This is a genomic window from Novosphingopyxis sp. (genome assembly GCF_965218915.1).
Lineage (GTDB): Bacteria > Pseudomonadota > Alphaproteobacteria > Sphingomonadales > Sphingomonadaceae > Novosphingopyxis.
Genome location: NZ_OZ244708.1, coordinates 728,375 through 753,672, shown reverse-complemented (window position 1 = coordinate 753,672; position 25,298 = coordinate 728,375). Strand labels below are relative to the sequence as shown.

The 25,298-nt window shown below is 57.9% G+C and carries 22 protein-coding genes and 1 pseudogene; 12 read left to right on the top strand and 11 right to left on the bottom strand.

Annotation, left to right across the window (positions count from 1 at the left end):
• Positions 1-81 precede the first annotated feature (81 nt).
• The 3 genes from ACOQPC_RS03575 to ACOQPC_RS03565 form a co-directional block, all read right to left on the bottom strand.
• Positions 82-735, bottom strand: coding sequence for a hypothetical protein (locus ACOQPC_RS03575; RefSeq protein WP_420607293.1), 654 nt, complete (start codon positions 733-735; stop codon positions 82-84).
• The gene (locus ACOQPC_RS03570; RefSeq protein WP_420607292.1) at positions 732-1,718 is read right to left on the bottom strand and encodes an ImmA/IrrE family metallo-endopeptidase; all 987 of its coding nucleotides are present in this window, start codon (positions 1,716-1,718) and stop codon (positions 732-734) included. The genes ACOQPC_RS03575 and ACOQPC_RS03570 overlap by 4 nt, the downstream gene beginning before the upstream one ends.
• A 68-nt stretch (positions 1,719-1,786) precedes the next feature.
• On the bottom strand, positions 1,787-2,455 hold the full coding sequence (locus tag ACOQPC_RS03565) for a hypothetical protein (RefSeq protein ID WP_420607291.1): 669 nt from the start codon (positions 2,453-2,455) through the stop codon (positions 1,787-1,789).
• A 249-nt stretch (positions 2,456-2,704) separates the two neighbouring features.
• Between ACOQPC_RS03565 and ACOQPC_RS03560 the strand changes: the two genes are divergently transcribed.
• The 4 genes from ACOQPC_RS03560 to ACOQPC_RS03545 all read left to right on the top strand — a co-directional run bounded on the left by ACOQPC_RS03560 (position 2,705) and on the right by ACOQPC_RS03545 (position 7,183).
• Positions 2,705-3,163 (top strand): hypothetical protein, encoded by a 459-nt coding sequence (locus ACOQPC_RS03560; protein ID WP_420607290.1) that lies wholly within the window; start codon positions 2,705-2,707, stop codon positions 3,161-3,163.
• Positions 3,164-3,506: 343 nt separating this feature from the next.
• Entirely contained in the window at positions 3,507-3,905 is a 399-nt protein-coding gene (locus tag ACOQPC_RS03555; RefSeq protein ID WP_420608196.1) for a hypothetical protein, read from the top strand.
• Between the two features lie 297 nt (positions 3,906-4,202).
• Complete coding sequence (locus ACOQPC_RS03550) at positions 4,203-5,702, top strand: FAD-dependent oxidoreductase (RefSeq protein WP_420607289.1); 1,500 nt, start codon at positions 4,203-4,205, stop codon at positions 5,700-5,702.
• A 38-nt stretch (positions 5,703-5,740) separates the two neighbouring features.
• Complete coding sequence (locus tag ACOQPC_RS03545) at positions 5,741-7,183, top strand: MFS transporter (RefSeq protein WP_420607288.1); 1,443 nt, start codon at positions 5,741-5,743, stop codon at positions 7,181-7,183.
• Positions 7,184-7,403: 220 nt separating this feature from the next.
• Here the strand turns inward: ACOQPC_RS03545 and ACOQPC_RS03540 are convergent, their stop codons facing one another.
• Positions 7,404-8,354: a LysR family transcriptional regulator gene (locus ACOQPC_RS03540; protein WP_420607287.1), complete on the bottom strand. Its 951-nt coding sequence runs from the start codon at positions 8,352-8,354 to the stop codon at positions 7,404-7,406.
• A gap of 88 nt (positions 8,355-8,442) precedes the next feature.
• Between ACOQPC_RS03540 and ACOQPC_RS03535 the strand changes: the two genes are divergently transcribed.
• Together ACOQPC_RS03535 and ACOQPC_RS03530 are read left to right on the top strand one after the other, a co-directional pair.
• Positions 8,443-10,110, top strand: coding sequence for a glutaredoxin domain-containing protein (locus tag ACOQPC_RS03535; protein ID WP_420607286.1), 1,668 nt, complete (start codon positions 8,443-8,445; stop codon positions 10,108-10,110).
• Positions 10,111-10,189: 79 nt separating this feature from the next.
• Positions 10,190-11,581: a dihydrolipoyl dehydrogenase family protein gene (locus tag ACOQPC_RS03530; protein WP_420607285.1), complete on the top strand. Its 1,392-nt coding sequence runs from the start codon at positions 10,190-10,192 to the stop codon at positions 11,579-11,581.
• A 115-nt stretch (positions 11,582-11,696) separates the two neighbouring features.
• Here the strand turns inward: ACOQPC_RS03530 and ACOQPC_RS03525 are convergent, their stop codons facing one another.
• A complete protein-coding gene (locus tag ACOQPC_RS03525) occupies positions 11,697-12,545 on the bottom strand; it encodes a DNA/RNA non-specific endonuclease (protein WP_420607284.1) in 849 nt (282 codons plus the stop codon).
• Positions 12,546-12,815: 270 nt separating this feature from the next.
• Here ACOQPC_RS03525 and ACOQPC_RS03520 point away from each other — a divergent pair, with 270 nt between their 5' ends.
• Complete coding sequence (locus tag ACOQPC_RS03520; RefSeq protein WP_420607283.1) at positions 12,816-13,316, top strand: hypothetical protein; 501 nt, start codon at positions 12,816-12,818, stop codon at positions 13,314-13,316.
• Between the two features lie 416 nt (positions 13,317-13,732).
• Here the strand turns inward: ACOQPC_RS03520 and ACOQPC_RS03515 are convergent, their stop codons facing one another.
• The gene (locus ACOQPC_RS03515) at positions 13,733-13,978 is read right to left on the bottom strand and encodes a hypothetical protein (RefSeq protein ID WP_420607282.1); all 246 of its coding nucleotides are present in this window, start codon (positions 13,976-13,978) and stop codon (positions 13,733-13,735) included.
• Positions 13,979-14,016: 38 nt separating this feature from the next.
• Positions 14,017-14,193 carry a hypothetical protein gene (locus tag ACOQPC_RS03510; RefSeq protein ID WP_420607281.1) on the bottom strand — a complete coding sequence of 59 codons (177 nt, stop codon included), beginning with the start codon at positions 14,191-14,193 and terminating at the stop codon, positions 14,017-14,019.
• A 264-nt stretch (positions 14,194-14,457) separates the two neighbouring features.
• Here ACOQPC_RS03510 and ACOQPC_RS03505 point away from each other — a divergent pair, with 264 nt between their 5' ends.
• Positions 14,458-14,763 carry a hypothetical protein gene (locus ACOQPC_RS03505; protein ID WP_420607280.1) on the top strand — a complete coding sequence of 102 codons (306 nt, stop codon included), beginning with the start codon at positions 14,458-14,460 and terminating at the stop codon, positions 14,761-14,763.
• A gap of 30 nt (positions 14,764-14,793) precedes the next feature.
• Positions 14,794-15,132 (top strand): hypothetical protein, encoded by a 339-nt coding sequence (locus tag ACOQPC_RS03500; RefSeq protein ID WP_420607279.1) that lies wholly within the window; start codon positions 14,794-14,796, stop codon positions 15,130-15,132.
• Between the two features lie 393 nt (positions 15,133-15,525).
• Here the strand turns inward: ACOQPC_RS03500 and ACOQPC_RS03495 are convergent, their stop codons facing one another.
• On the bottom strand, positions 15,526-17,007 hold the full coding sequence (locus ACOQPC_RS03495; protein ID WP_420607278.1) for a DUF2779 domain-containing protein: 1,482 nt from the start codon (positions 17,005-17,007) through the stop codon (positions 15,526-15,528).
• A 68-nt stretch (positions 17,008-17,075) separates the two neighbouring features.
• Here ACOQPC_RS03495 and ACOQPC_RS03490 point away from each other — a divergent pair, with 68 nt between their 5' ends.
• The gene (locus tag ACOQPC_RS03490; RefSeq protein ID WP_420607277.1) at positions 17,076-17,363 is read left to right on the top strand and encodes a helix-turn-helix domain-containing protein; all 288 of its coding nucleotides are present in this window, start codon (positions 17,076-17,078) and stop codon (positions 17,361-17,363) included.
• A 295-nt stretch (positions 17,364-17,658) separates the two neighbouring features.
• Here the strand turns inward: ACOQPC_RS03490 and ACOQPC_RS03485 are convergent, their stop codons facing one another.
• Positions 17,659-17,904, bottom strand: coding sequence for a hypothetical protein (locus ACOQPC_RS03485; RefSeq protein ID WP_420607276.1), 246 nt, complete (start codon positions 17,902-17,904; stop codon positions 17,659-17,661).
• A 127-nt stretch (positions 17,905-18,031) separates the two neighbouring features.
• Here ACOQPC_RS03485 and ACOQPC_RS03480 point away from each other — a divergent pair.
• Positions 18,032-18,745, top strand: a pseudogene (locus ACOQPC_RS03480) (IS3 family transposase); the annotation flags it as partial.
• Positions 18,746-19,024: 279 nt separating this feature from the next.
• Here the strand turns inward: ACOQPC_RS03480 and ACOQPC_RS03475 are convergent.
• Positions 19,025-22,069, bottom strand: a complete 3,045-nt coding sequence (locus tag ACOQPC_RS03475) for a helix-turn-helix domain-containing protein (protein WP_420607275.1) — start codon at positions 22,067-22,069, stop codon at positions 19,025-19,027.
• A 376-nt stretch (positions 22,070-22,445) separates the two neighbouring features.
• On the opposite strand from ACOQPC_RS03475, the gene ACOQPC_RS03470 reads away from it, so the two are divergent.
• Entirely contained in the window at positions 22,446-22,676 is a 231-nt protein-coding gene (locus tag ACOQPC_RS03470; RefSeq protein ID WP_420607274.1) for a DUF6471 domain-containing protein, read from the top strand.
• Positions 22,677-23,171: 495 nt separating this feature from the next.
• On the opposite strand, the gene ACOQPC_RS03465 is transcribed toward ACOQPC_RS03470, so the two are convergent.
• Positions 23,172-24,980 carry a hypothetical protein gene (locus tag ACOQPC_RS03465; protein ID WP_420607273.1) on the bottom strand — a complete coding sequence of 603 codons (1,809 nt, stop codon included), beginning with the start codon at positions 24,978-24,980 and terminating at the stop codon, positions 23,172-23,174.
• Positions 24,981-25,298: the final 318 nt, after the last annotated feature.

Sequence of the window (25,298 nt, the reverse complement as noted above, 5' to 3'; positions counted from 1 at the left end):
ATGCCGCGAGGCCAGATGGCGGCGCGCAGCAATGATGGATCGATAAGACTGGCGGCTCCGCACCCAGATGTTTCAGCGCTCCTATAAACGTGCCAGCTCCGCACGATCGCACAATACCGTCGGAGCGATTATCTTGAGCACAGCGATGTAGCTTTTAAGCCCAGCTTCAATATCGGCGCGTGCAGGCTGCTCCGAATGGCAAGCGAAGCATGCAGTCGTGGCGGTATCCACTTGGGGCTCTGCACAAACGCCCCTCCGCAGATCTTTGAAATGTCCAAGCTCAAGCAGCATGACAAGCAGTTGCTCGAGCGAAGCGATCCGCTGCCTTGCCCTCCGCGGCTCGAGAACCTCGATCGCTGCGACCGCACGCTTGTCACCTGTAATAATCAACCGAGCCTCGCCGAGGATGAGCATCGCGAGCAGCTGGCTTTCGCCCGCATCCAGCTCCAGTGCCTTGGCGTTCGCAGCCTCCTCCAGATCAGCCGCCAGCTCAATCGCAGCGCCACTCGGTCTCATGACTTCGATTCCCGAGATCACCTCCTCCACCGCCGCTGTTAACCCCTCCCGGTTGCACACCCCCCTACTCTTTCGGGCCAGGTCCCGCAGAACAAATTTTCCGAAGGGTAGCATAGATGCTGGAGCCCAAACGGCGCCGTCCACGAGGACACCATGATAACCAAAGGCGCACAGCTTGAACACCACGTCGTTGTCAACCAGCACTTGATCGCCGTTCACAGACCAAGGACCCTCTCGACCCAATCGAAGCTGTCGCTGCCGATCGAGTTCCAAGTCAGCTGCCCGGCCGCTATGCGGTTGATCTCCATTCCTAAATTCACAGGCTCGGGATCGAGAACACGAAGGGCGCCGATTGCAGTCTGCCAAGCCTGCCGCTTATATCCAACGCAAAGCGCGAGAGTGGCCGGTTCGATGCGATGTCTCGGCCCAGCTTTGCTGACAGCCAGCGCCAGGGATCTTGCCGAGAATCGACTTGCCTCGATACGAATGTCGGGGTCCGCGCTTCCAGTGAGAAGCTCAAGAGCGAAACGATCTGCAGCGATCTCTTGATCATCATCTGCCGAAGGCGCGAAGGGGTCTTCCATGTCGACCAACGCGGGAGCATCGCCTAGGTGGCCCAATGCTGCGTGACCAATCTCGTGCGCAAGGGTGAAGACCGCTTGGGCCGGGTAACGCGCCGCCCTTGCAAGCAGTATCGCGTGCCTGCCTTCATGATGGACCACCATGGCATGCATGGATTTTGCCTCAAGCGGGAACACCGTCAGTTGGACGACCGGAACCCCCAGGGCCCAGCAGGCGCTTATCACCGAGCCAAGAGCTACCGTGGCTTGATTTGAAAGTATCGCATTGCGCAGTTCCAAAGCGCTGCGACCTTGCAACCCTGAACCAATCTCCGTGGCGGCCACGAGAAGCCGCCCCAGCGTCATGCCGAACGAGGTGATCGCGGCTCGCTGGGCCTCGTCCTTTGCCGACAAATGCTTGAAGAACGCCTCGTCGTTCCAGATGAACTCGACCCGCTCACCCAGTAAAGAAGGGGCCGATAGACCCAAGCGACGCGAGAGGGCAAAACGGAGTTCCGCTTCACCCGAAGGCTCATCTTCGAGGCTGTCGTCCCACCATGAGGGCCACGCAGCATCCACCACCTCACGGCTGAATCCGGCCGCCCGTAGCTCAATTCTAAGTCGGTGTTCCTTGTCAGCCAAATCCACTTCCCGAAAACTTCGCTGTAATCACGTTAGCACGTAACACAAGTCGCGCCCAACCGTGTCGATCAGATCAGGCTTCCGGCAAGCGATCGACCATCAACACCCCGAATATCGCTCGCCAATCGGAGCCATTCCTCTACGTCGAGGTGCTCAGCCGCGTCCAAGCGAGCCAATAAATTCGCTGGCACTTCGACAGGGTCAGTCAATCGGACCCAATAGCTAGCGTCCAAGTCTGCCCGCAAATTGGCTTCATAATCCCCGTCGCCGGACGGCTCCGCCACCTGGCGAAGGAGAGCGGTGACCTGCGATGCCCCCACCGGGGCCCCTGTCCCACCAGCATTGCGATAGGCGGCAACGTCAAAACACTCTCCACTGGTCAATGCCAATTTCTCGTCGGCGCGGCACATAAGAGCATAGTGCGCCCGCTTCGCCCCTTTCGGCGAATCTCCACGGCTCGTCACTATGGAACTCGGCGGCAGGGCGCGCTCGACCCCTTCTGCGTCGATGTAGCGGCGCCACGCGACGATCCGCGAGGGTGCTATATCGACCTTCTTAGGGCGACTTTTCATGATTGAAAATATCACGGGAACCGGTGCTCCGAGGCGCGCCAAAGCACTTATGGCCACCGCTGGTGCATTGCCCACGCCCCAAAGGAAAACGCCCTGCCCGGCAATCCGCTCAAGTTCTTTCCTGGCAACAATCGCAGCAAGTCCCTGCCCAGCCTCCGACTGCATTCGGGACCAACAAACAAGGTCCGCGCCAATAGCACTTATCGGTGCATGAACACTCATCGAAGCACTCCCGTTTTCCACCCAAATCATCCCAAGATAGTAGCAGGACCGACACCGACTGGGAAGGGTAAAACACAGGATAACCCTGGGCAAAAAGCATGTATTGAACAACCAACGAGCTGTTGACAAAAACTTGCCGGTTGCCCAATCCATCCCGTAATGGGGGGTGATCAATCTTCTGAATGGCAGTTGTTGCCAGACCTCGACCGCTCGGTTTGGACCCAAACCGTCGGCATCGACGCTCGTGGGAGGGTCAGCTTGCCTCCGCCCGTTCGGCAACGCTTAGCTTGGACAAACGCCGCCGGAATCTATCTCGCCAGACTTCATGGGAACGGGGCTGTCGAAGTGGTGACCTGGGCTGGCAATGGAGAAAGAATCCGAACCGCTCTGCGCGAGCGCTATGACGCATTGCCCAAGCACCAGCGCGCCGATTTTGCGTTAGCCGCTATGGACCGGTTCCAGAAATTTCGCGGAGAAAAGGGCGGACGGCTTACCTTGCCCGCAATTGTTAGAAGCCAGATCGATCCCAAAGGCCTGCAGTTCGTTCGGATCGTGGTTCGCGACGGATCTTTCCATCTATGGAATGACGAAGCCTGGAAAGCTGGTAGAGTGAAAAGGATAGCGCTGTTGGAAAGAGAAGGCATCCTTTAAGAAATTTCCAGCTGCAATCATGCAGTCTCTCATGGATGCACCAGTGAAAAGTCTGGATGCTCTATGCGAGAGATGGCCCCTGCCGCCTCCGGGTTTGATGGCAATTTCGATTGCCGGAGCCATCGAGAGCCCATGATTGCATTCCCTAAACAGCGGGTGCCAAACATAATGAGCATTATGGACAATGGGCATTATCGCAAATTTGTCCACCTAAGCTCCCTTATTGCCTTCCACTGGTTATAGTTCGAGAGGCCATGATGTCCGCCGTCAGCACCCATGGCACAGAATTGAGGTTGTGATTTAAGGAGGATTTGGGTCTCGTCGTCGTGACGAAGGAACGAAGATGAGACCCAAATCCTCTAAGCCCAAAACCATCGCCGAGAAGGTGGTGAAGGACATCCGCAGAGCGACCCGTCGGCATTTCTCTTCGGAGGACAAAATCAGGATCGTGCTGGCGGGCCGGAGCTACATCGCCGACCAACTAGCGGACTACATCAAGGCGAACGCCATCGGCCATGTTCGCGGCGCGCCGTTCCACACTCCGCTAATTTACGCAGCCAGTTGTGCCAAATGTTCTGACGACGGACAGCGGTCATTCGTTTGGCCCCAAGCAGCCAACAAAAGCAGACAAATTGGCCTGAAACCCTTGAGACTAGAACTTAATTTTCAGCAAACGATAAAACCACGGATGTTGATCATCGGCCGCGGGCAATATCGCTACTTTTTTTGGTATATGGCTTAGATCTCGGCCTGACGATTTTCGGGCTTCCCTACAGCTTCAAAAAAAATCATGGTTTTCCCGAAAGGGCTGGCGGGCTCGGGCATTGACAACTAATTTAATGTGATGACGGAAAGGCGAGCATCCCCATCCGCTGCGGCGACCTTAGATATCGAGGCGGGTAGCGCCGCCGACCCGTATGAACGCTCGCGGCAGATTTTCCCTGAGCTGACCGATGAGCAGCTTGAGCGGGTCTGCGGCTATGGGACGCAGGAACGGCCGAGGGCCGGTGCATATCTATTCAGGCGCGGCGAGCGCAGCGTGGATTTTTTCGTCTGTCTCTCGGGTGCTATCGAGATAATTGATCTGGCGGAAACAGGCGAAGATGTCGTCACTACTCATGGTCCGCGCATGTTCACCGGCGAACTCGATCTGTTCAACGACCGAAAAATCCTGGTCGATGGCCGCGTCACCGATGGCACGACCATCTGCCGGGTAGCGCGCGCCGACTTCGCCCGCATGATGAGCGCGGAGCCGGACATCGCCGAGATCGTGATGCGCGCCTTCATCCTTCGCCGCACCGCCTTCCTCGTCCACGATCAAGCGGGCGTGACGCTCGCGGGTCCCGCCAATGGCGGTGATACGCTGCGAATCACCCGGTTTCTCGGGAGGAACGGTTACCCCCTTCAGCGGGTCGACACCGACGACACCGAACAGGCCGATGCGTTCTTTGCCAAGCATCCGCAAGCCCGCAGCGCGCTGCCCGTGGTCATCCACGGCGACGGGACGTGCTTGTCTAACCCGAACAATCACGAAGTCGCGGTCGCGCTCGGCCTGACCGAAGATTTTGATCCAGACCACATCTACGACGTGGCCGTCGTCGGCGCCGGTCCCGCAGGGCTGGCAGCGGCAACCTATGCCGCATCCGAAGGACTCGATACGGCCGTGATCGAACAGGAAGCGCCGGGCGGTCAGGCCGGGACCAGTTCCAAGATCGAGAACTACCTCGGCTTCCCGACGGGCATCTCAGGACAGGCGCTTGCTGGCCGAGCCTGGATCCAGGCGCAGAAATTCGGCGCACGCTTTGCCGTATCGCGCGCCATCACCGCGCTTGATTGCGACGAGCGCCCCTACACGCTGAGGATGGAATGCGGCGAGAGGGTTCGGGCGCGCGTGATCGTCGTTGCCAGCGGTGCGCGATACCGAACGCTCGACGTCGACGATTACGAGAAATATGAAGGCCAGGGCATCCATTATGCCGCAACCGCGATCGAAGCGCGCCTATGCATCAACAAGGACATCATCGTTGTCGGTGGCGGTAATTCCGCGGGCCAGGCGGCGATGTTCCTGTCGCGTCACGCCAAGCACGTCCACATGCTGGTGCGCGGACCTTCACTCGCCGCCACCATGTCCGACTATCTGGTGCAGCGGTTGGAGGCATCGCCCAGGATTACGATCCATGCGCAGACGCAGATCACCGGCCTGCACGGCGATCCGCTTCTGGAACAGGTTAGCTGGACCAACGCCGCAGCTGGCGAGGAGAGCACACACCAGATCGCGAACATCTTCGTGATGATCGGCGCGGTTCCCAACAGCGACTGGCTGGAGGATTGCCTGGAGACCGATGGCAAGGGCTTTGTCATGACCGGCGGCAAGGATGAGAACGGGGACGTTGCCGCCCCCTACGCCACGAGTAAGCCCGGCATCTACGCGGTCGGTGACGTCCGTTCCGGATCGGTCAAGCGTGTCGCTTCCGGCGTCGGAGAAGGATCGGTCGTGATCGCGTCGGTCCACCAATATCTGGCGTCGCTCGACGACTGACGATTATCCGGTCGCCGTAGCAAGGAGAGACGATACATATGGCGACCGCGCTCCTTCCACCCTGCGACGAAGTTGTCGGTCGCGCGCAAACGGCCGGCACCTGCCATTCCGAGACCGGCACGCTGATCGCCACGGTGCTCGGGTCCAGCCTTGCCTTCGTCGTTGGATCGATCATCAACGTCGCATTGCCAGCGATGCGCGACAGCTTTGGCACCGACGCCGCTGGCGTCCAGTGGATCGTGAACGCCTATCTGCTGCCGCTGAGCGCGCTGGTTTTGGTCGGCGGCGCGCTCGGCGATCATTATGGTCGCAAACGTTTCTTCATGATCGGCCTTGCGGTCTTCACGCTGGCGACGCTGGGCTGCGCCTTGGCGCCGACTCTGGAAATCTTGTTTGGAGTGCGCTTCGTGCAAGGGATCGGTGCCGCGCTGCTCGCACCCAACAGCCTCGCCATCATCGCCGATGGCTTCTCGGGCGAGAAGCGCGGCAAGGCGGTCGGGACATGGGCAGCGGCCGGTGCCATCGCCGGTGCTGCCGCCCCGCTGATCGGCGGACTGATCGTCGATCAATTCGATTGGCGTTGGGCTTTCGCGATCGTCATCCCGCCGGCTGGCGCGGCGTGGATCGTCGGCCAGCGTGGCATCCGGGAGTCGAGAGAGAGCCAGGACGAGCGCGCGCCGCTCGACCTATCGGGCGCGGTGCTTGCGACGTTTGCGCTCGCCGCCCTCGTTTTTGCGCTGATCAACGCGCCGCAGCGTGGCTGGATCGACGGGCAGGTTCTGGCCACATTCGGGGTTGGCTTGGTCCTCACCGTTACGTTTCTCTACATCGAGCATCGCAAAGGCCCAGCCGCAATGATGCCACTCGGCATCTTCGCATCGGGAAGTTTCAGCGGCATCTCGATACTGACGCTGATGCTCTATGCCGCCCTCGGCGGGCTGATGGTTCTGTTGCCCTATATGCTTATTGGCAGCTTCGATTACAGCGCGACGGCGGCAGGTGCTGCTTTGCTGCCGTTTCCGCTCATCATGGGAACGCTGTCGCGGAGTATGGGCGGCCTAGCGACGAGGATCGGCATCCGTATCACCCTCACCATCGGGCCGCTGCTAGTTGCCGCGGGATTTGCGCTGTTTGCGCTGCTTTCGGGACCCGGCATGAGTTATTGGACCGGCATTCTACCCGGGCTCGTCGTGATGGCGCTTGGCATGGCGCTTAGCGTCGCGCCGCTCACCACCGCGGTCATGAACAGCGTCGACAATGCCTATGTCGGCGTCGCCTCGGGCGTGAACAACGCTATATCGCGAACCGCCGGGCTGATGGCCACGGCGCTGCTTGGTTTCGTCCTAATCGGCACGAGTAGCGGAGAGGCGGATTTGATCGGCGGGTTTGCGACCGCCGCGTGGTTTGGAACCGCACTAGCATTGGGCAGCGCAGCTACCTCGCTCCTGCTGGTTAGTGAAGACACCGTCAGCGATAATTGACAGGTGGATTACGCTGTCGAAAGCATGGCCGGCTTAAATTTTTGAACGCTATAGTGCCTTTGGAACGCCTTTTCTTTGATTGGTGCCCCTCGCTGGATAAACCTAACAAATACGTGTCGACCTTTTGCGCTACTATAGGGCCGCAGTCCACCGTATCCGAGCGTCGTTCGTTGCCGTGGCCCGTCGTTGAAGCTATGCGCTTTGACAGCATGCCAGCCAGCTACCCTGCTGCAGCCAGTTTTTGAGCCTCTCGCTCCAAAACCTCAAGGAATGCACGGACCGCTGGGACCGCAGCGCGGCGAGCAGGTGTCGTCGCAAAAATTTCCAAAACGGCTCCGGTCCATTCTGGAAGCACCCGCACGATGGCCCCTGCCTTGGCCAGCGGCTCTGCATAGACTTTCGGAATGAACGCGACACCCGACCCGGCATTCATGATTCCAATCGCCACCATCGGATCGCCAACATGAGCAAGCGGCGCTCCGTCAAACATCAGTTTTTCTCCATCCTGATTGGAAAGCTTCCAATCGGGCGGCACATTCTCAATGTCGATGACTATGCGCCCCAAGCGCTCGATCGTTTTTGGATCGTTTAAATCGTGCTGAGCCGCGGCGGTCCTGAACGCATATAATGCCAGTGGAGAGGACAATAGTAGCTTTGAACGAAGGTGCCGCTCTATTGGGCGTCCAACTCGCAAAACTATGTCCAAATCTTCGGCGGTCGGATCCGGGCCGCGCCCGGTTACGCGCAGCGTCATGTTCACCTTGGGGTAAAGCTTCGCCATCGCTGCCATGGCTGGCGCCACCAACTTTTGACCGGACAAGGCGCTCGCTGCAATATCCAGGCGACCCTGCGGAACAGCGCCTGCTGAGCGCATCGCTTCATCGGCGTCACGCATAACGGTAACGGCTCGGTTCGCAGTGGGTAGCAGCACCTGGCCGATCTCAGTCAACGTCATGCCCAATTTGGTTCGATCGAAAACCGGGCCCCCGACCGCTTCTTCCAACTTCGCGATCGCACGGGAGAGCACTGATTTGGAGATGGAATACTGCTTAGCAGCCGCGTTGAGGCTGCCGGCATCCGCGACAAAAGCCAAGGCTCTCAAATCATCGATAGCATAGCTTCGGCTTTGGGCCGCCTTATCGCTGCCGGTTCCATGTTCGCGCGTTCTCATAAGGGAACCACCTGTTCCTTGGGTCTGACTTCGCGATGCATGATCACGTTCCCATCTACGTCACATCGAAAAACAAGGAGCCTACGCCATGACCGCATCGATCCAGATATTCACAAAGCCGGGCTGCCCCTATTGCACCAAAGTCAAAACGGTCTTGGACGACAAAGGGCTCCCTTATCAGGAGATCGACGTCAAGGCCTCGCAACGCAATGCCGACCTTTCGGCCTATCTATCGGGCGTTTCGACCGTGCCACAGATTTTCATAGGCGGCATGCATGTGAACGGATCGGAGGATCTGCTGGCGCTCGCCGCCGCGGATCGCCTCATTCCACTCATCGCCGAAGCGGATGGTGAAATTGACATGTCCAAACCAACCGACGAAGCCGCTCACGCCGGCGCCGCCGATTACGTGCTTCGCAATGTCATTCCCGAAATTGATGGATCGCATTCCACGGTGCCAACGGACCAGCCGATTTTGCATCTCTACAAGGAATTTTTCGGCTTCTGGCCCAACTGCTTCTATTACCAGTATCACTGGCCGGAAGTTGCCTACCGCCAGTTCGTATATTGCCACAATGTAGGGGCGATCGGCGGGGGCAGAAAGGTGCTCGGCGCACCTGTCATGAGCGCACTCGGCTTCGCCACTTCAAAGGCGCAAGGCTGCGATTATTGCCAGATCCACTCCGCTTCGACCGGTAGCGACAATGCCGCCGATTACACAAAACAAATTCAAGCCGCGCAAGAGGGGGAGTTTAGCGACGACAATCCATTCGGACCGTTCGAAGCTGCTCTTGCAGACCTCGTTGCGCACGCCTCGCTTAACAAGGTCACCGAAGATGATCTGCAGACGGTGCGCGATACGCATGGAGAAGCGCGTTTTACCAAATTGCCTTCAGGTGCCAATATACAAGCTGCGTCAATGATCGCAGCGGCATTCGGATTTCTCAACGTCTTTAATGATTTGACCGGGGTCAAAGTGGAGGGCGCTTGGGCAAAGCAGGCCGAGACAGATGCTGGGCTGTCGGCCGGCCGCCATGGTTCGAGCGACGAAAGATCGCAGTCGAATCTCGATTATGATCTTCCGGACGACGGACCGAGCATGGCACATATGCTGGCGCATTATGCAAAAGATCCACTGCTCGAAATTGGTCCAGCGCGTTATACGAAGCATCATCTTGGTATCACGCCTGCTTGGATAGAGGCTTGGCCGTTGCCGCTCAGACCCCTCCATGCCCGGTTCTACGTGGGAGTGATGACGGACGAGGATGCCAACGAGGTGCGGATCGCGCCTGAGCTCAAACACCTAATGGCCCGTGTTTCGGGGATTGCCAAAGGCCATGACTATCTGGCTGCGGTGGAGGGTTGGATGGCATGGAACAATGGCGGCCAAAATAATCGATCGGCTTACCGCGTCGCCCGTGCCTTCGACGCCGCGAAAGGCCGCGATACCGGCGGACTCTTCGACGAGCGTGAGCGTGCTGCGCTGCAACTCGCCTGGCTGTCCGCCCAGACGCCGCTAACCACTCCGCACCGGTTTGTGGCCACGGCTATCGAACATTACACGCCTACCGAACTGGTCCATCTCTGCACGGTTTGCGCCATGGCATCGATGGTGCAGCGCTTTGCAGCAATCGCCAAGCCCAAGGTGGAGCAAGAGGTTCACGAATTTCTCGAAAGCTATCACATTCCGCTCGACACCCTGGCTAGCAAATATCCGCTGGCTGACGAGCGCGAAGCCCGCCGCGAACCTGTTTGATCCGAACATCCAGTTGGAAGCGGCGCACTCCTCCTGGCGCCGCTTCCATCCGTCCGCACAGCTAGAAAGAAAGTCAGATATGTCCGTAACGCACGCCCCATTTCGCTACGACCTCGCCATCATCGGCGCAGGCTCGGGAGGCATGGCCGCCGCGCGCCGGGCTGCGGCAGCTGGCCAGCGCGTGATTATCTTCGAGGACCAAGCCATCGGTGGAACCTGCGTCAACCGTGGATGCGTTCCCAAGAAACTGCTGGTCCATGCGTCGCGCGGCGCCGATTCAGTCAACGAATTGCCAGGGCTAGGATGGGAAATTCGCTGCGAAGGACTGGATTGGGGTAAGTTGCAGCAATCCGTCACAACGAAAGTAACTGAACTCAGCGGCTTTCATGCCAGACGCCTTGAGAAACTCGGTATCGAAACAGTCTGCGAACGTGCCCGATTGGCTGGACCCAATAGCGTAGCGGTCAGCGATCGCTCTTATGATGCCGATCAAATCCTGATCGCAACCGGGGCATCGCCGGTTGTGCCGAAATTTTCAGGCTCCGAGCATTGCCTGGTCTCGGACGATATCTTCAAGTTGAAGGAGCTGCCGCGCAGCCTCGCCATCGTTGGTGGAGGATATATCGCGGTCGAATTCGCCTGCATGCTACGCCGGTTCGGCGTTGACGTGACCATCTTCGAGCGGGGCGACCGGCTAATCGCACCCTTCGACCCTGAAATCGCAGACCTCCTTCTGTCATCGCTGATCAATCAAGGTATCGGAGTTGTGCTTGGGTCAAACGTCGAGGAAATCATCCAGCATGACGCAGACGAGTATTCGCTCAGAGGCCCCACGGCGGAACAAGATCAGCGTTTTGGCGCCGTTCTGATGGCCGTGGGTCGGCGGCCTAACAGCACGAGCTTGGGGCTCGATCAGGTCGGGATCGCCACTGGCGCCAAAGGGGCAATCCCCGTGGACCGGTTTGGACGCACCAGCTCCGCGGCCATTTTTGCCATCGGCGACGTGACCGAAACTCTCGCGCTTACCCCGGTTGCCGTTCGCGAAGGCCGACGCGTTATCGATGTGATGATGCAAAAGGACAGTCCTTTGCCGCCGCCGGTCAATGTGCCCACAGCAGCTTTCACGACTCCCGAATGCGCGATGGTTGGAATGACCGAAGCTGAGGCGCAGGCAGCTAACCTCGACTATAAAATCCGGAGAACGACCTTTCAGCCGCTCGCCGCCCTCCTTGGCGAAGGGACCGACGAAGTGTTCATGAAGGCGCTGGTCGAGAGCGAGACCGGCCAAATGCTGGGCTTCCACTTTTTCGGTCCGCACGCCTCGGAAGCATCGCAGATGGGCGCGATTGCGCTGTCTGCGGGACTGTCCGAAGAACAACTTCATCATACCATGGCGCTGCACCCGACCACCGCAGAGGAAGTGCTGGGGCTTGGCCGCCGCGACGAACCGCTTCATCAAAAGGAGGTCTAATCGGTGCTCAGGTTCGTCGGCGAGCCTTGAACAACGAGGAGCTTGTCTTATCCCCGTGCATGTTCCTGTGCGCACTACCATGTGTATTAAACTTGGTTCCCCACGGCCCTCGCCCCTAATTGCCTGGAATTACTGCGGGCGACTCGACCGGCGGCAACGGTGTATGGCATCCGAGTTCGCCATCAAGGTTGGTGAACCGGGATAGGTCAGCCATGGGAAATAGCTGAAGGCGACTGCGCAAAACCACCTGTTCCAGAGGCACGCGCCCATCGCAATATGGCATTGCTCTGCTTGCGGTCTGGTCAAATATAAACGCGCTTATTCTACCATCTGCGAGCGCAATGACCTTCCAATAACCAGACGGCACCCGGTGCAGCGCCGGCTCGGAGGGTAGCGGAGCCATGAGCCGTTCGAACAATGGTCCGGTATAAACATATACTGCAGTGTTGAACCGCCGCGCCAGCAGGCGCTCCTGCGCTTCGAGCGCACTCCAGGCTCCTTGATTCAGAGCTGACGATTGCGGTGTGATATTGGAGAGGAAATTTGTTTCGTCCGCAAAAGGCGTGCCGGAAAATGATGCGAGGGGGGCTTGGTGACCGCGATCGATGTGCAGCGCTCTATTGGCGCCGTCATACGCGTGAGGCGTGAGCGTCTCATCTACAGAGAGCCATGGATCGGCTTGCCAGACGCGGTCGCCTGACGGGCCAATCGAGGCGGGCGTTATACGGTAAGCCACCCAGTCTGCGACTTTGGTAAGATCGTCGGATGACAGCGTGTAGATCTCGCGGACGATCGTGTCGTTCGTCGCCGGCGCGCCGAGCGGACAGCCAAATAAGCAATGGAAGCTATGCAACTCGCCATCGGCGGCAAGCGCTGGTGACGCCGCAAGTCCGAAAGTAGCCGCAAGCAATATTCCAAGTCTAAGTCGGTTCACCGTGCAAATCCCTATGCGCATATCTATCATATAACTTGCCGATCCTCTTGCAGGAAGGTGCAATACGACAAATTATATATCTCCTGAGTTGCGCTTCAGACGCCTGAACCCCAGCGTATTTATGCGAGCGATTCTGCGACTGAAAAGAATATTTTGAGAAGGGCTACCAGTTATCGTCTGCGCGGCAGCACTCAGCTTCGCCAGTGGTTGTTGGCATGATTTTGTAAGCCGGAAAGTGGGAAGGGAAAATGCAAGTATCCCAGCGGCAGTGCTCAAATGAAGAAAGGTATGGAACATATCATGAACAAGAAAACTGAAGGTCAGAGTGAGTATGGGGCGCTTATGTCAGTCCCCCCGCACCAGCGCCGAGAAGTCAAAAAGAGGATAGCCGCGATTGAGCGGCATATTGCTTCCCCCGGAACGGCATCCGCGCTAGCCAATGCCAAAAAGTTGGGTATGTCACTTCAAGGTTTTTACCGCCTTGCTAGAATTTGGAAAGCCCATGGCAGACCTGACTTGCTCGTGCACTATGGAGCAGGCCGAGAGCGAAAAGACAGCTTCACGGCGGCTCAGCGCAAACTGATCGATAAAGTTCTGCAAACAAGTGGGGGGCGTAGTTTCAAGGAGCTGCTCGCGGAAGTGACCCTCCACGCTGATCGCGATGGTTTCAAAATGCCCACCGCGATAGCGCTTCGTCGATATATCAAAAAAGCCATGAAAGGCACGCTCCCGGCAAGCATATACGCCGCCGGCGCCGACTACTGTAGATCGGCGTTGACACGGAACCACGCCTCTTATTAGTCTAAACCATTGATTTCAGAGCGAAAACCCCTTTTTTGAGGGGATCCCCGATCGGCGCCGATCGAGACCCCCTCTACAGCAAATCTACCATACAAATTGAAAGGGTTATGCCCTTATGCGGTGGCGTCCCTGTTCGACGCCTATCTACATCTCCGTCGGCGCCTATCGCCGCTGACGCCGCCATTCCAACAGTCGCGACAATTAGAGCTGCAAGCCCAAGCTTCCTCGTCCTTCGATCCTTCTAAGCGGCCAGCCGGCGCCATTCGGTCGCGTGCTACACAGGAGCCACCAATCAAAGACACCTCCAGCGGTTCGTCGCTGAGCGAATGATCGGCACCACCAGGATCGACGATCCCACGAGCCTTTGGCGTTGTCGATATCGCAAGAGGTTAGCGCGGGTCGCAGCACGGCATTGATCAGTTCGGCAGGTCGTCAGCGCGAACGGCGCGCTCATATTTGTCGGCCGCGGCACGAAGGATGGTAGGAATCTCAGCCGACATTCCGGCTTCTTCCAGTGTTCGCAGAGCCGCTTCCAGAAGCCCGCTGGAAAGCTTTCGAAGGCTTACATCGCTGCCGAGCGTCAACCTGGCGGCCTCCCGGATCGCATTCTGCTCATCCAACGCGATCTGGGCCCTTCTGAATTGATCAGCTTCGGACGGCACTTCGTTCTCCTGCAACCACGACAACGAGGAGAACCATGCTAGCCCTGACCGTCGATCAGGCGCCAGCCGAATTCGCCCTTACGCCGTTGAAACAATGCGTGCGGCTTGATGCGCCTCAACTCCTTGAATTGGCAGTGATCAGCGCAGGCCCAATTCTCACCGTCCTCATGTCTCGCGCATCGCTCCCACTGCTCATCGAGCTCATTGTCGGTCATGCTTTCCCCCCGGAAGTCTGCCTGCTATGGTGAAAATCTAGACCACATCCTTCGGGTTAGTCCAGACCGTTAAGATTTGGCGGAGGATTATGGCGCTAAACAAATATATCTCTCACCAAGCCGATCCAACGGCGTTGACTGCCGCCCAACAAAAAGCTCCCTGTTGTCAATTGAACACCCTTTCGGAATTGAATTTCCCGGTATTTTGGCGCTGGATATCGCGCAATTTGCCAGGGGGGCGGATCATTTCAGGGGGTTAAATGAGTGACCAAGTATCTGCTTCCGCTCGCTTGCGTGGGCGCCGTTTTCGCCGCGTCCGTTTTTGCTCAGAATACGACGCCTGACACCGCGCAGCCTGTATCGGCTTCTACGATAGCTCCAGCGCCGATAGCGCCGGCAACCTCAATCAACGCCGATCTGCGCGCCGGCACACCGGTCTCTTTTGCAATGATGGAAGAGGTGACCACGAAGAAAAAGGCAGCCAAGGTCGGGCAGCGCTTACAGCTGGAAGTTGCGGCTCCCATCGAGGTCAACGGCGTCGTCATTATCCCGGCTGGAACGCCCGCCTAGGGCGAGATTACCGAAGTTCGTAATAAAGGGATGTGGGGCAAATCGGGAAAACTCAACGCGCGGCTTCTCTTTTCAAGGGCGAACGGTCGCCAGGTGCGACTGACCGGAGCATTCGACGACAAAGGCGTAACGGGAACGGCGGGAGTGGTTGGCGCAATCGCCTTCGTGACGCTTGCTGGTTTTTTTATGACCGGCACCAGCGCATCCTTTCCGAAGGGCGGCGCGATCAGCGGCTTCAGTGATGAAAATGTCGAACTGGCGATGGAAGCGTCGGGGCCGGCACCAATGGCGATACCCCCGGCCGCAGCATCGACGCGAGTCTCAGCTGAGGTGAAGAAAGTGGCAAGCATCGAAGCTCCGGCCGGGTGAAGAAAGGGGCCGCGCGGCTAAGCTGAACGGTCTCGATCGCCCGAGATAAACTTTGTCGTCGGTAAACCCGATGGGTCCGATGCTTTTGCATGATAGGAGGTAACCCGTCGCGGTGGTGATCGTCGGAATTACAGTCGCTAGCGCTACGCCGACACGTATTTGTGCTCGCGCCACCGATAGGAAATTTCGGAAATGCTTTCTTGATTGCTTCCGGATCATCGCCGCAACCGCAATACCCTACCCACGGCTAGAATTTCAAAAACTGAAGGCCGCAACGATGGCGGCGGAACTGATTGAGATTGCCTCTAGGTTGGCGCGGGTGGCTGACCAGCTGAACAGGTCCGATTAGCGAGGCTTTGAATAGATCATCCAGACCCTCACGCCGCTATATTTTTAGATTGTCGGACGTCCGCAAACCCTCATGAGCACACGCCAAATTTCGATCATAGCAAGGCTATCGAGCCTGCAATAGTTGAGGAGTTGCTGACGCAGAGCGACTTTGCGTTGCGCATCGATGGTGGAAACCATTTCGAACCAAGCTTCCATCGCGCCGGCGCCATCATGAACCTGGTTTTCGTCGTAACGTAGCTGGGGGCAGAGGACCGGAAGAACTTTCTTAATTGATGTCGAACCCAGGAACCTGCTATCGACGAATGCACAGCGAAAGGGCTTCATCAGATCCACAGTGCGCTCGTTGATGTCAGCTAGAAAGGCTGCGTGGTCAGGCAACAGTTTGGCAAGGCGGCGGTTGCAGCTCTTTTCGTAGCTCTCATTCCATACGAGGACGGTTCCGGACTTCGGGGTCACGGATGCTAGAGTATCCACGAGCTCGCGATGAGCGCCGGGCGTGTCGCACAGATACTCGTGATGGGAGACTGAACCGTCCTCGGCCAACACATGCATCGAAAATTGCACAGGTATCTGAGAATGAGGGGAAAGTCCGTCTGCAATAGGCACCGCAGAAGCGAAGGATTCGTAATCGTAGAACATCAGGGGAAACGCCAGATCATCGAGGAAGCGTCCCACCCAGCCCTCATCAACAATCGGGGTGCCGGAATGAAAGGATTTTAGCACCATTAGCTGCATTGGGGTGACGTCGTCCTCCTTCACAGCTTCCATCGCAAGGGATCCGCCGCGATCGAGTTTTTCAAGACGAGTTCGAGAGATGCGGGGCAACAGGTGGGCACAGATATCAGGCACGTCCGGATTGAGGTGCGCAAAGGCGAGACAACGGCGTGAGATGCTACCATGATATCGGCAGCCGCACCCGCGCTCGTCGATAGCGGTGAGAGAAAAGTGTTGAAGAGCCTGGTCGATTTCTTGCGAGATCGTCTCGCTTATCTGTGCGATCCTGTCCGTCGCATCGACAATAATGAAAAGCTCGGCCGGGTTGACGTTGCCATTCCGCAGATACGCCCCATCGATATGCACCAGAAAAGCATTCACGACTTCGATGCCCGTCAGACGAGCGATCTCGCACTGAAAGGCCAGATCGATAATATGGTCGCGAGTGCCGCTCTTCACGGACGTCGAAGACTTTATCTCGTATAAATCGACGCAACCGTTAGCCCTGTTGCGCACCAAGTCCACTCTCGCAAGGCAGCCATTTGCCTCGAACGTGACCTGAAATTCGAAGTCGGCACCGTCTGGCCATCTCTCTACAAGCGCACGGAACTCGCGTTCGACGGCATAGCCATCGGCCATGAGCATGCGGTCGAATGCCGAAGCCGGACGAAGCTGCAGGACCTCTGGCCGGTATCGAGCGAGCCAAGCGCACTTAGCGCACTCGCGCCAGTTCAGAAACTCCGACTTTGTGAGAGGTTGATCCAGCAAGAAAACTGTCACCTCGAACCACGCCAAGGCCGCGCCAGCCATACCCCTTGCTCCAGACGGCACGTAACAGACGCTTCGACAGAGCGGCATCCGCACGATAAACTTTGCCTGTGGAGAAAACGAAAGACGATTCGGCAGACCAGCGGCTCGCGCTGAGCTTCGGGCGCAACGTCACGCGCTACCGGGAGAAGAGAGGCTTTTCGATGTCCGAACTCGCGCGAAGGGCTGGCATGTCGCGTGCCTACGTTCAGCGCGTGGAACAGGGCGGCACACTCGCAAACCTCAGGAACATAGCCAGGCTCGCGGCCGCAATGCGCGTCTCCGTCTCCAGCCTGACCCAAGGTCTCGATATTTCCGACCTCAATCTTTCGAATAGGCCATATCGCAGCGAGGACTGACGCCAAAGACCATCCTAATCGCCTCAGGCCCTTTGCCTTCACCGTCTTTGCCGTGGTCATTCCAAGCAACCTTACGTCCATAGTCCGCACTTGACTTAAGTTTGTATACTTTGGAGTATACGGGGTCAAGTTCCAAAGGAAGCGGCGCACGCATACGGAACGGCGGGTAAGCGGCTCATGGTTTGCGCCGGACCGCGCAGATAAGTGACGAGGTGGCCGTCATCAGCACGGCAAACGCTAGCAGCATAGGTGCATCGATTAAGATCATCGCTCCGCTTCCTGAGTCGTGAGGGCATTACATGTTCAAGGTTTGTTCCAACATTAGAAGAGGGAATTCGTCTCGAGATTCTGGAAATTGAAGCTGCATGCCGTAATTCAGGACCGCTTCCGCTGTCGTTTCAATAACGACCTGCATGGGCGCGACTAGCGCGGGAACAGTCATCGAAGCGGGGCCGGTGGCAGTCGTGGCCAATTCTACATCCTCGTCAATGAAGCCGTTCATGGCAGCGCCAGCGGGTAGCTCGGCGCTCGTGCCGTCCATGAAAACGCCGCGATCGACACCGCGATCGTTCCTACAGCACCGGCCGTTACGGTCTTGCCGTTGTCATTGAATACCCCGTCAGACGAAACTTACGGCCGATCACTCGCAGATAGAGAAGCTTGGCTTATATCGTTCGTGCCGGGCAGATGAAGGCGGCCCGCGGCCGCGCCTGCGTGAGCTGGCGCAGCAGCGTCGCCGGTTCGGCTATCGACGCCTGCACATCCTGCTTTTTCGCGACGGCATCATCATCAACCGCGAGAAGACCCAGCGGCTTTACCGCGAGGAAGGCCTGACGGTTCGTCGCAGGAAGGGACGAAGACGTGCCGTTAGCGCGCGGGCGCATGCGCTGGTGCTGGTGCTTCCCAATCAGCGCTGGAGCCTGGACTTCGTCCAGGATCAACTCGTCACCGGGCGGCGCTTCCGCGTGCTGAACATCGTTGATGATGTGGCGCGCGAGTGCTTGGCGGCGGTGGTCGATACGTCGATCTTGGGCCGGCGGGTGGTGCGCGAGCTGGGTAGTCTGATCGCCAGGCGCGGGGCATCAAAGATGATCGTCAGCGGTAACGGTGCCGAGTTTACCTCGAACGCGGTGCTCGCCTGGTCCGGCAACGCCGGCATCGAGTGGCATTACATCGCGACGGGCAAGCCGACGCAGAACGGGTTCGTCGGCAGCTTCAAAGGTCGCATGCGCGACTAGCTCCTTAACGAAACCCTGTTCTTCACGATCGGCCTGGCTCGTTCGATCCTGGCGCGCTGGCTCGATCATTATAACACCGAGCGGCCCCACTCATCGCTCAGATACACCATACCGGCGGCGTTCGCCACAGAACTTGAAAAGCAACAACGCAGGTCGGTCCCTGGTTGCCGCTGGATGAAAGACGGGGTTCACGTCAATGCAACCAACGAACCCGAGCGAGGGCCGGATTGCTCATCTCCGCTAATAGCGGTTCATCTGCGCGGTCAGCAGTCGTTTATTTTGAGGCCGCGCGAGGGTTTAGGCAGCTAGATTTCTAGCTGCACACCATCGGTCGCATCGTTTCAATCTAGGCAGTTTCTTTTTTCGAAAGGGTCTGAAAGACTCGCCACTATGGCCGCCGTGTGGCGCCGAGGCGGTGCAATCTCAAGCAGTCCGATCGAGAGCGTAAGCGCGCGCGCGAGCATGGGTGCGTCTTGAACCTGCAATCCCCCGCTCCGGTATGAAGATTGCGTAGTGGCTTTGAATCATCGCCGGAGATGTCTGCAGCCCGAACGCAGCCTCAAGCACTCGGTCACTCGCTTCGGAGTTGACGAGGATGTCCGTAGCCTTAATGACGCGATGGAGATAGGGGTTGATCGAAACTACTCCGAAAAGTCCCTCGCGAGTCACCGGGTTCCACACGACATACTTCGCACCGAACTTTCGACAAGCTTCATACCAAGAATGCGAATTTAGCGGATTGCCAGCCATGGTCAGGAAGGCCATGTCGTTACCGCGGCGGTCGAGAACAGGCCGATGGACGAAGAACCAATCGTCGAGAAGGGCCGACAGGCGCGGATCGTCCTCAATAATCGCGCGGTAGTCCTGCTTGTGGTTCTCGGGGCCGAAAAGGACGCACGACTTCCAGTTTTTGAATTTCCGGTAAGAAATGCGCACCGTCCAGACGCCGCTTTCCTTCCAAATCTCGCCATTGGCATCTCCGGTGTAGACCAGGCCGACTACGTTCTTTGGACGGAACCCGGTCCATAGCGAGAACTCGCACATGAGAAGGTTGCGCAGTTCAGTAGCGAGAAATGTGCCGTGGCGCTCGGCTCTGATACGCCGTTCAGCCTTCGCCAGCGCTGCGAGGTAATCTCCGAGGGGTTCGTCACCATGGAGCAAACCCTCGGCGTTTACCATCGTGTCCCTGACCACCGTCACGTCATCATTTATATATTCGAGCGTTTGCTTAGCCGCCTCATAAGCCACGGCGATGAAAGCCTTCCAGTCGGAGCGGGCCAATTCGACCTCCTCGGGACTGACGATGTAACGGTCGTCGCCCAGCGCGAAGCACATCAGCGACTGGAACTTTCCCGCCGAGGCCGTAACCTTTACCGGATGAAGGGTCAGCGCCATTTGAGGCAACTGCGTAAGGTAACCGGTTACCGGGTGGGTGAGCGACAGGATGGTCCAGGCAAAATGGCGCATGCGTGTAGTAAAGACCTCTCCGCGCGGCCCGCTCGCAAGCTTGACGTCCGAAAGATGTCCGGCTTGCCAGCTGAAGTAGCGCAGGAAGACCCCCGGTGCCGCCAGCCAAGCGAGAGTCGCTGCCTCGGTCGGCAGTCCCAAGCCCGCCCGGGCGTCCTCGGTGCAGGAAGCCGACGCGAAAGTCATGAAGCGTTTGATTTCGCGGGTCTTTTCATTGATGGTGGTAGGCTCGCGCCAGCGACCCTTTTTGGCGCGGAGCATCGGTGCAACGACGTTAGCCGTCTTATAGGAGATATATTGCGCAAACTTCTCCTGCCAGACAACGGGGAGGTCGACGTCCGGCAGACGATACTTCTCCGACCGGCCTGCGTTTCCAATGATCGCGTAGTCCGAGCCGTTGCGAACCAACGGCGTGATCTCGCGCACCGCCGCCTTGATCTCGCGACGCGAAAGAAAGCGAACCTCCGTGGGGAGGAGGCGCTTGTAGCGATGCTTGACTTCTTTCCAATACGGGTTGACCGTCTTATCTACATTGCCGCTCCAACCCTTGCGGGCCAGGACGCTGAGCTCTCCGGTGGGCAGATCGAAAAATTCCTCCAGCTGTCCGACGCGCTCCATCATCGCTACGGACACATTTCCTCCACGGACCCAATTGCGGATCGTCCCCCACGAGCAGCCGCACGCATCCGCGACCTGCTGTTGCGAAAGGCCTCGAGGTCCCATCAGCAGGGTCAGACGCTCCGCGAACGTCCCCGTCTGTGTTTCAGCCTCCCGAAATTCGTCGTGTAGTGCCTTCCAGCGCTTCGACCGGGCCTCAAAGTTCCGGCGAGTGCCACTGTGGGAGAAGGCCGCCGCTGCCCGGGAACAGGCAGAACCGAAGCGGTCGTCTCCAAACACCTCTGATGCGAGATCCTCAGTGGTGCAGCCGGAGGCGTCAATGAGGTGCATGAAGGCCGAACGGAACGCCGACACCCGCTCCTCGGGATTCTTAACACCGCTTGACAATGCCGCCCTGCGCTCTCGAAATATCCCCTCTGCGAACAGTTGCGCCAAATGGTCGCTGCCAAAGTTAAACCCTGGGATTCGCACACCCCGCCGACCCCGCATTTCCGAGACGCGCCGCTCGACTTCGGGATAGCGCATCACGCATGTATCCACCCCGGAGAGCTCGGCGATGCGATCCATGTCGATCGCGCCGTGACGGTGAGCGCTGGCCGGCAGACCACCGCCCGAGACATCAAATCCGGCAAGCGTGCGTTCGACGGCGGCGACCTGTTCCTCCCTTTCGGCCCCCTCACCCCTCTCAGGACGGAACTGCGTCTCTGCAAAAGTAATGCGTCCCCCCGCGCGCCACTCACGAAGCAGCCGCTTGAAGAGCCGGTTCTGCCTCGCGGCACTGACGGGGACGCCGGCGAACTCCTTCAGCCACTGGAGCGAAATCCGGTCGCCATACCTCCCGATCTCAACGTTACAGGCCCTCAGCATGTAGAGCGCGGCGACGGGATCGGTAAAGGTCCACCCCGGGGAGATGTGAAGCGGGAAGGAGACGAGCGCCTGGCCATAGGTGTCAATCACACGCCTCACCTCGGTGCCCACCGCGGCATCCCTCGGGTGCAGGCCGGCCGCCTTGATAATCGGCTCCCACGATACCGAACCGCCGTGGGACGCCAGCGGAAGTCCGAGCTTGCACTGTGTGACGATTGCGTCAGCCGTGCGGCGGACCTTCCACTCACCGTTTTCGCTGAAACGAGAAAGCTGGTCGCACACGCAGCGATACACGTCATCGTCGGTAGTGCCCGGCATGGGCAACGCCAGGCGCATGTCTGCGACAAGAAGCGGCAGCGAGTTGTCGTTGGCGGGCGTCGAAACAGTGAGCGACGAAGCGGCTACGCGACCGCCCTTGGTGTCATCGTTCGCCGCCGACGCAACTATGGGCTCGCCAGACATGTCCAGCGATACTTCGGGGACGATCTCTATGTTGTCAAAATCAATCATCTGCATTCTCCTTCTTTTATCGGAACCGGTTCGCTTGGATCGCAATCGGTCCGAGATCTTAGGAGAAGACGATTATTGCAAAGGTCAATAGGAAAATTCTAGTTTCCAATAAGGTGTCACTGCTCGTTTCGCAATTTTGTCTTACGTTTTAGGATACGTATTTTAAAGTTCTAAAAAAGAATAGGCTTCTTATCCTCAAAACTCGTCTTAGTTTAATAGTCTGGTTTCAGGATATGTATTTGCCAAAGCCGCGTCCACTTTTAGGATCATTAAAATCGTTGTATATTACTGAAAGAAAAGGAAAAAAATGCCTATTACTAACAGAATTCCTGTCGATAGGAACGGATGGAAATTGTTTACAAGATCGTATCTCAAGGCTCTGATGATGCTGCGCGGATATACCTACGCAACTTTAGCAGACGCGCTATCCTCAAAGTTCGGCCTCGAAACAAACGAAACACAGGTTCGCCATCTCGTTAATCGCGGAGCCTTCAGAGCAGAATTTTTTCTGCAGGCCGCAGCGGCAATGGGGATAGAATCGCTCGACGTTCCGCGTTTCGAGGACTTCCCGAGCGAATCGGTCGGCAATGATTCGGATCGCAATCAAGGCTGAAATCGTGGAGGTCGCTCATTTTAGTCTTCAGTTGATGCGGCAGATCGCTGCGACTGGAGGCTAAGGGTCAGAGGCGGCGAACACCGCGCTGAAGGTGGAAATAAACATGGTGCAACCCGGCAGCCAATCGGGACTGATCGAGCACGATATGCCGGGTATTTTACGGCATGGTGCAAGGTTTTCACCATATCGCGCCGATCATTTGGTGCAGAAATATGATACTCAGTAGTTCGCCATTGTTTTCCAATGACTTATTTCTGATCGGGTGCCGCTGCAGCTTCGCATGACCACATTCCCTTTGTATGGCCATCGCGCACCAAAGTTAGTAGGCTAAACTGATGAAATAAAAAGTGATTTTGAAAGGTCCGGCGATAGGTCCTGTTGCGCAGTGTCTCCCAAGGTTACCCGCAGGTCTTGTTGCACCAAACGGTGAAAACCGCCGTGAAAAACGCAGCTGTGGTTCTGAGGAGATTGAGCTCGAGCGGCCTTACGCCGTCAGTCATTCGTCGTTGAAAGATGGGTCCGAGCGGCGCCAGCAAGATAACGCTCCAAACACTTTTCGAAATCATCGTCGGCAAAGCTCGCTAATGTCCGCAATGGACAGGCAATCTCGTCCTCTCTCTTATCTATCCCCATGCGCTTGCTTTCATATCGCGATCGGATTTCGCAGGCGTTTGCCATCCCCCAAGCATGCAATTCGTCGCGAAGCCGATCGAGCGCCGCCTCATCATAGCGAGTTGATGGAAGAAGCGATCCTTCCGGCAGCGCTTGCGTGGGAACGGCCAGCATGCGCGAGCCGAGAACGGCGCCGGGACATTTCGTGCGGGTAACCATCTTTGGACCAAAGAAATCAACCATGCGGACGCGTCCACCTCGATCAGCCACAGGCTTACGTGAGGTGGAGCGTTTGTAACCCTGCTTGAGGGCCATTGCGATCTCGCCATCACCCTCCAGTGAGGCCGCACCGACGCCATCCATGTCGTCAAGGACAAGCAGGCCATGTGTTTGGTCGAGTAAGCGGATCATCGAAGCTGCCCGCAACTGGCCAGCGAGAACGCTGTTGAAGGAAAGCCTGGAGACCGCTTCGCCGGCCTCGGACTTGCCCGTTCCGGCCGGTCCTAGTGCCAGCAGAATCGGGAGGGCATCAAACACCTGATGGACGAACGTCATCGCAATAAAGGCGGCGACGCCAGCATAAATGGTGGCGTTGTCGATCCACACTTTAGTCCGAAGGTAGGCATCCAAATCTCGGAGGAGGACGGAAAGCTCGCGGAAAGGCTTTGGACCGGCTCTCTTTCGCCATGTCACGAAACGATCAATGCCCTCAAACGACCAGGTCCCGGATGAACTCGCGGCGGGAAGACCCCGGATGCGGGTGCCATCAGACAACGCGAGCACCCTCATTCCGGACGCCGTGCCGCGTGGCGCTGGGAGGAGATCGGCCGCCAGCATCGCGCCGTCTGAACGAACCACCATGGTGCGGTAGCGGTGAACCACTGAGCCGCCCGACCCCTCGACCGCCCGAAGTTCTACAGAAACTGGATAGTAAAGGTGACCCTCACAGTAACCCCCGCTAACGTCGATCGGCTCGGCTTGGAACATTCCGAGTTCCATGTAGCGATGTTCGTCTTCGCCGGATTGCGTCCTCAATATGGTCGGAGTGCAGGCCTCGCGAAACCCTGACCATTTTGGGACCTGACCCGCGCAGACCATTTCTCCGAAAGTCGAAAAAGGAGGTGGGCATGCGGCGCGCAATATCTCGCGCGCCATTAGCGGAGCGATCTGGGAGAGGAGAGCTTCGGAACCCTGCCCGCTGAGCGCTATGACTTCGTCATAGCCGCTCCAATGAACCGGTGTCTGCCATTCTGCGGGCCATTCGCCCCATGCGGTCAGTGAAATAAAGACGGCGTCTGTCGCGGTCGTCGAGTAGCTTTGCCATGCCAACCACAGGTCGACAATGTCAGCCGAGACCACTGCATATCTCGATCCGGATCCGAGCCGGTATTCCAAACTCGGTCCTGGACCCCACGACCGAGGGTGCTGAGGGTTCGTCGTGACACCAGGGAGGTTGAGGTAGGCGTAGCGGCCGAGAGCCTCGCCGCGCTCGGAAATCAACGGATAGGAAAGAGCCTTACAAATTTCAATTTCTCCCCCGCGCGGAGCGTAGGGCTGTTTCAATCCAAGGTGCAGCTGATCGATCGTGGCACCATGCAACCCCATCGCAAGCAGCGCGTCCATCGCGTGCCGGTCGCGGCGGAGCGCGCTCTTCTGTCGACCAAGGTTCTCCCTGCCGGCTGGCTTCATATACTATCTCTCTCAACCGGGGACGCCAGCGACCGGGCCGCACAGATCATGGCACGCATGTGGTCGGCACCGCCGCACAAAAATTCCATTGGGGACGAGCCAAGCGAAGTATTCCGGAGCCATGCGGGCAGCTTATCGACTGCAAAAATCTGTCCGAGCTCCCGTTCGAGTTCGCAGAATAGCCTGATGCGAGTCTCAGAATCCTTGCAGAGCCGACCCGGCAACACCTGTGGCCAGTCACTTAATCCCGCCAAGGCTGCCACCTCGGTTTCGCTCAGATTTAGCCGGCTTACCAGCGCGGCAAACCGATCCATGACG